We start from the raw sequence: 4593 nt of genomic DNA, 5'->3' as shown, positions 1-4593 counted from the left end.
CCGGTACACTTTTACTCCGAAATGAACGGACCCCAAAAGACCCGTCAGTGGTACATTTTTACTCCGCCGTTTATACTCGCTTCGCCAGCTTGGTCACCATCGATGCTACCGACGCCGGCTCTGCTGAGATATCGCCGAAAAATCGGACTTCGCCGTTCCGTTCGCCATCGGCAACCGCAACCGAGATTTTCAATTTTGAGGTATCGAGTCCGACGAAAAGCTCGCTATCCTTGTCCATGGTCCGCCCTCGCATAAACATGGGGCTCGGTGCCGGCCCTTCCGGCGCAACCCCCGTTTTCTGCTTACTACGGGGGCGGGCCACCTTCGCAGACCGAACATACGGTCTGAGGGACAGCCACCCAACCTGGCTACTGTTTGAGACGCCGGCCCATTACATGGGGTAATCGCGGGAACGAGTCGCTGACCTTGAATAAGGCGCGTTAGCTTGAGACTGTCGAGGTGGCTGTCCTCCGATAGGATGGAGATACGGGCTCACGACTGGAAGCCGGGCCCAAGCATCGAATGGAGGACAGCCATGTGCGAATATATCGGCCTCGACGTGTCATTGAAAGAGACTGCGGTCTCGGTGCGCAAGGGCGGCAAGCGGATTTGGCGCGGAAAATGCCCATCTGATCCGAAGCTGCTGGCTGAGCTGATCCGCAAACGAGCACCGGAAGCGAGGAGCGTAGTGTTCGAGACCGGCCCCTTGTCGGTGTGGTTCTACCATGCTCTTGTTGCAGAAGGCTTGCCGGCGATCTGTATCGATGCTCGCCACGCCAAAACTGCACTCGATATGGCGCCGAACAAAACCGACGCGAACGACGCTGATGGCCTGGCGCATCTGGCCGAGGTCGGTTTCTACCGGGAAGTTCGCGTCAAGCACTACGACAGCATGCTTGCTCGTACGCTGGTGGCTGCGCGCACGCGGCTAATCAGGGTTGCGACCGAGCTCTCCAACCAGATCCGTGGGCTCATGAAGACGTTTGGACTGATTGTTCCCAAGGGCGCTGGCCGGGTGTTCGAGGCGAATGCCCGCAACCTGCTTGGCAGTAATGCAGGTCTGGAGCGCATCATCCTGCCGCTGCTCGATGCCTGGCGTGGTATCCGTGGCCGCGCTGCGGAACTCGATCGCCAGCTTGTCGCGATGGCCCGGCATAGTGATGCATGCCGGATACTGATGTCGATACCCGGGATCGGCGCGGTCACCTCTTCCTCCTTTGCCGCAGCGATCGAAGACCCGGCAAACTTTCGAACGTCGCGCTCGGTGGGTGCATGGCTGGGTCTTACGACCAGACGTTATCAGTCCGGTGAAGTCGATTATGACGGCCATATCTCTCGGCGCGGAGACAGTCATTTGCGCGGCCTCCTGTATGAGGCAGCGACGGTGATTCTGACCCGCGCCCAAGCTGACAGTTCGCTTCGTACATGGGGACTAAAACTCAAAGAGAAGGTCGGCTTCAAACGAGCCGCGGTCGCTGTCGCGCGCAAGCTGTCTGTCATAATGCACAAAATGCTGACGACCGGCGAAATCTTTAATCGGTCCGCAGGCGCGATCGCCTGAGCCCGTAGAGAATATCATCGGGAGAGCCACGATAATATAGGTCGCCAGCCGCTTTGAATTGCGTCCGCCTCACCGGATGCGTCGAAACGTCCCTGCCGGGGACGTAGGTCGGGTCATTCCGCTGATGCCGTTGCAGGGGAACGGGAATTACGTACCACTGCGTCCATTACACTGGAAGATCCCTCCCGCGTAGACCCATCATGCGGCGATCACGTATCGACCGCGCAGACAACCGTGCTCTCGGCAAACGTCAAATAGCGACGCAATAGGGAACAGCGCTTCGCACCATATTCCGCACCCGAACGCGCTGGCTGTTCCAAGCGAACGACCGGCGGCCGCAGAGCAATATCAAAACTGCTTGATCGATGAGGCGCGATTAGACAACAGCATCTAGGCGACCGACTTCCGCGCCGGGATCGATACGCTGATCGCGCTGGTTCAGAACCAGCTGGGGATGAGGCCCTTCTCGGGCGTAGCCTACGTCTTCCGGAGCAAAAGACGCGACCGGCTGAAAATTTTGTGGTGGGATCAGACGGGAATCTGGCTCATGACGAAACGGGCGGAGAGCCGCGAGGGCTTCTCCTGGCCGCAGGAGCATGACGGCACCTACCGGCTCAATGCCTCGCAGTTCACGGCACTGGTCTCGTGCATGGACTGGCGGCGGGTGCATGCTTCTCGTCGCGTTCTGGCGCCCAACACGGAAGTTGAAGTAAATATCTGATCGAAAGCAACTAAAGTATAGATCTTTCACTTGATTTTTAAGTGACTTTGCATATCCGTCATTGCCATGGACTGCTCGGCTGCGAGATCGACTGACGTCGATGCGCTTCTTGCGCAGATCGCGGCGTTGACTGCGCAGGTTGCCGAACAGGACGCGCGGATCGCGCAAGAGCAGGCCGCGAAGGAAGCGCTCGAGCGCAAGCTTGCGCAGGAGGCTGCCGAAAGTGCCGAGCTGGCCCGGAAGCTCGCCGAGGAGACCGCGAAGAACGCCGCGCTGGAGGATGCACTCGCCGCCGCCGATGACGAAGTCAGGCGCGTCAGCCGCGACGCTTCGATGCAATATACGGCGCCGACGTCGCCGGAACAGACAAGCGCGACGAGGCGCTCGAAGCCGGGCCGCTCGACGCTTCCCGAGCCAGAGTGTCCCAGGTCGTCATCAATGACAACAACCGATGCGAAGCCCGCGTTCTTGGCGGCCTCGGCAAGCTCATACTGCCGCCGTTGGCTTTCGAGATTGCCCATGACCTGCGCCATGGTCGACTGCCGCACATAGACGACGGCGGCGCGGCCCAGATGATCAGGCGTGATCTTGCTCATCGCCGCCTCCCTCGACCGTCGGCGTCTCCAGCGACACCGGTCCCATTGCCTCGAGGAGGATGTCGGCCAGCGCCTCCACCAGCCCCTTCGCTCCCTTCGCCACCGGCGGCTGCGGGATCGGATTGTCGAGTTCGAGCCTGAGCTGCGCTCGATCGCCATATCTGCTTTTCGGCACGTCGTCTCTCCTTCGGATTTGAAGAAGATGACGATCCGCGCCGTTTTCGGGTCTTGCCGATTGACGCCAGCAGCTTGGCGAGCTCGTTCAAGCTCTCGATGCTGACCTCCGGCGGCCCCTCGATCATGCCGGCGCAAAAACTCTGATCGAACATCCAATTGGGCGCTTCGCGCGAATAGCCGGGTTCAATATCCGTGTGGATGGTCTTGAGATGTTTTCCCCGCCGATGATGAGAGACCTGAACCGTCATCCCGAAGAAAGGATGCCATGGATAGACCATCCTCGCGTAGCGCAAACTGTATGTTGAATGTCGTGTGATTCCCCTGCGCGCTCGGAAGATAAACAGCATACCAGAGAAGGAATCGAGTCTGAGTTCGCGCTCAACCAGCGAGGCGAGACCCACCATTCCTTTCCTGAAGTCTACGGGCTGCGTCGCGACCAGCACTTTGAGCGGTCCAGGCGGGATGATCACGCGCTCACCTGCACGGCCAGCAGCACCCGCTCGATATGATCGGCGCTCACGTCGTCGGGCACGCGGATCGTCAAGTTGCCGGTCTCGATGACGATCTGCCCGCCCACCGATTGTGGCGGCCGGCCGGGCAATACCCCGGCATCCCTCTCGACCATCGCCGGAACGAAGCTCATCGCCTCCGCCCGTTCCCGCAATCCGCGACGCCACGTGTACAGCTGTTGCGGATACAACCCGTGTCGGCGCGCCACCGCCGACACATTCGCCCCCGGCTCGAGACTTTCCGCGATGATCCGCGCCCGCGCTTCCGGCGTCCAGTGCCGCTTGCCCCGCGAGCTTTCAATCACATCGAGCCGCTGAACCCGGCCAGGAGCGGTCGTTTCAAAACAAGTTTCGAAATCAGTTTCATCACCCACTGGTCACCTCGCCATCCATTGCGGCAAAACTACCAAACTCCCGGCATCTGGAAATGTGGGGGAGTTTTACCGCTTACGGTACATCCAGCCCCAGCCGATGATCTTAAAGTAGGTGAAGTCGGTCTGCCACATCTCGTTCGGCCAGGCGGTCTTGGTGTGGAACTGATCGGCCGCCTTGATCACGATATAGGCGGGGCTGGTGATCAGATCGTGGGCCTTCAACAGGCGGTAAACCGTGGATTCCGACACGAAGTAGCGCTTCTCGTCGGTAAACCGCACCGCCAGTTCACGCGGGCTGAGATCGGTCGCGTCAGCTTCCAGCGCCATTTCGATGATCTGGTCCTGGATGTCGTCGCCGAGGCGGTTCCACACCCGTCTCGGCGCCGATGGTCGATCCTCCAAGGCTTCCGGCCCGCCTTCGAGGTAGCGATCATACCAGCGGTAGAACGTCCGGCGGGCAATGCCGAGCTGGTCCAGCGTGCGCTTGGCAGGCAGGTGCGACTGCTCGACGATCCGGATGATCTCGAGCTTCTCGGAGGCGGGATATCTCATGCGTCGTCTTCCCCATCCGCGATCATGCTTTATGGGATGGCCCGCCCCTTTTCCCCGGCATCGGTTATGATGTTGGTGCTTAAGAAGGAAAGGAGCGGACCGA

At 60.1% G+C, this 4593-nt stretch carries 5 protein-coding genes and 3 pseudogenes; 2 read left to right on the top strand and 6 right to left on the bottom strand.

Annotated elements, in window-relative coordinates:
• Window positions 1-70 precede the first annotated feature (70 nt).
• Window positions 71-238, bottom strand: a complete 168-nt coding sequence (locus L3X40_RS21065) for a hypothetical protein (RefSeq protein ID WP_237367310.1) — start codon at window positions 236-238, stop codon at window positions 71-73.
• A gap of 297 nt (window positions 239-535) precedes the next feature.
• On the opposite strand from L3X40_RS21065, the gene L3X40_RS21060 reads away from it, so the two are divergent.
• Together L3X40_RS21060 and tnpB (L3X40_RS21055) are read left to right on the top strand one after the other, a co-directional pair.
• On the top strand, window positions 536-1561 hold the full coding sequence (locus L3X40_RS21060) for an IS110 family transposase (RefSeq protein ID WP_237367309.1): 1026 nt from the start codon (window positions 536-538) through the stop codon (window positions 1559-1561).
• Window positions 1562-1970: 409 nt separating this feature from the next.
• Window positions 1971-2282, top strand: a pseudogene (gene tnpB, locus L3X40_RS21055) (IS66 family insertion sequence element accessory protein TnpB); the annotation flags it as partial.
• Between the two features lie 26 nt (window positions 2283-2308).
• Here tnpB (L3X40_RS21055) and L3X40_RS21050 read toward each other — a convergent pair.
• The 5 genes and pseudogenes from L3X40_RS21050 to L3X40_RS21035 all read right to left on the bottom strand — a co-directional run.
• Window positions 2309-2878 (bottom strand): recombinase family protein, encoded by a 570-nt coding sequence (locus L3X40_RS21050; protein WP_237367307.1) that lies wholly within the window; start codon window positions 2876-2878, stop codon window positions 2309-2311.
• Window positions 2859-3053, bottom strand: a complete 195-nt coding sequence (locus tag L3X40_RS21045; RefSeq protein ID WP_237367306.1) for a hypothetical protein — start codon at window positions 3051-3053, stop codon at window positions 2859-2861. Before L3X40_RS21045 ends, L3X40_RS21050 begins: the two co-directional genes overlap by 20 nt.
• Window positions 3054-3384: 331 nt before the next feature.
• Window positions 3385-3498 (bottom strand): annotated as a pseudogene (tnpB, locus tag L3X40_RS22615) (IS66 family insertion sequence element accessory protein TnpB); the annotation flags it as partial.
• Between the two features lie 23 nt (window positions 3499-3521).
• Window positions 3522-3938 carry an IS66-like element accessory protein TnpA gene (tnpA, locus tag L3X40_RS22385; RefSeq protein ID WP_445177230.1) on the bottom strand — a complete coding sequence of 139 codons (417 nt, stop codon included), beginning with the start codon at window positions 3936-3938 and terminating at the stop codon, window positions 3522-3524.
• A 78-nt stretch (window positions 3939-4016) separates the two neighbouring features.
• Window positions 4017-4520, bottom strand: a pseudogene (locus tag L3X40_RS21035) (helix-turn-helix domain-containing protein); the annotation flags it as partial.
• Window positions 4521-4593: the final 73 nt, after the last annotated feature.

This window comes from Rhizorhapis sp. SPR117 (assembly GCF_021742065.1).
This window is presented reverse-complemented; position numbering and strand designations above follow the sequence as displayed.

Coding starts and splice junctions, on each gene's coding strand:
- L3X40_RS21060 (WP_237367309.1), top strand. CDS start 536: ATGTGCGAATATATCGGCCTCGACGTGTCATTGAAAGAGACTGCGGTC.
- L3X40_RS21050 (WP_237367307.1), bottom strand. CDS start 2,878: ATGAGCAAGATCACGCCTGATCATCTGGGCCGCGCCGCCGTCGTCTAT.
- L3X40_RS21065 (WP_237367310.1), bottom strand. CDS start 238: ATGGACAAGGATAGCGAGCTTTTCGTCGGACTCGATACCTCAAAATTG.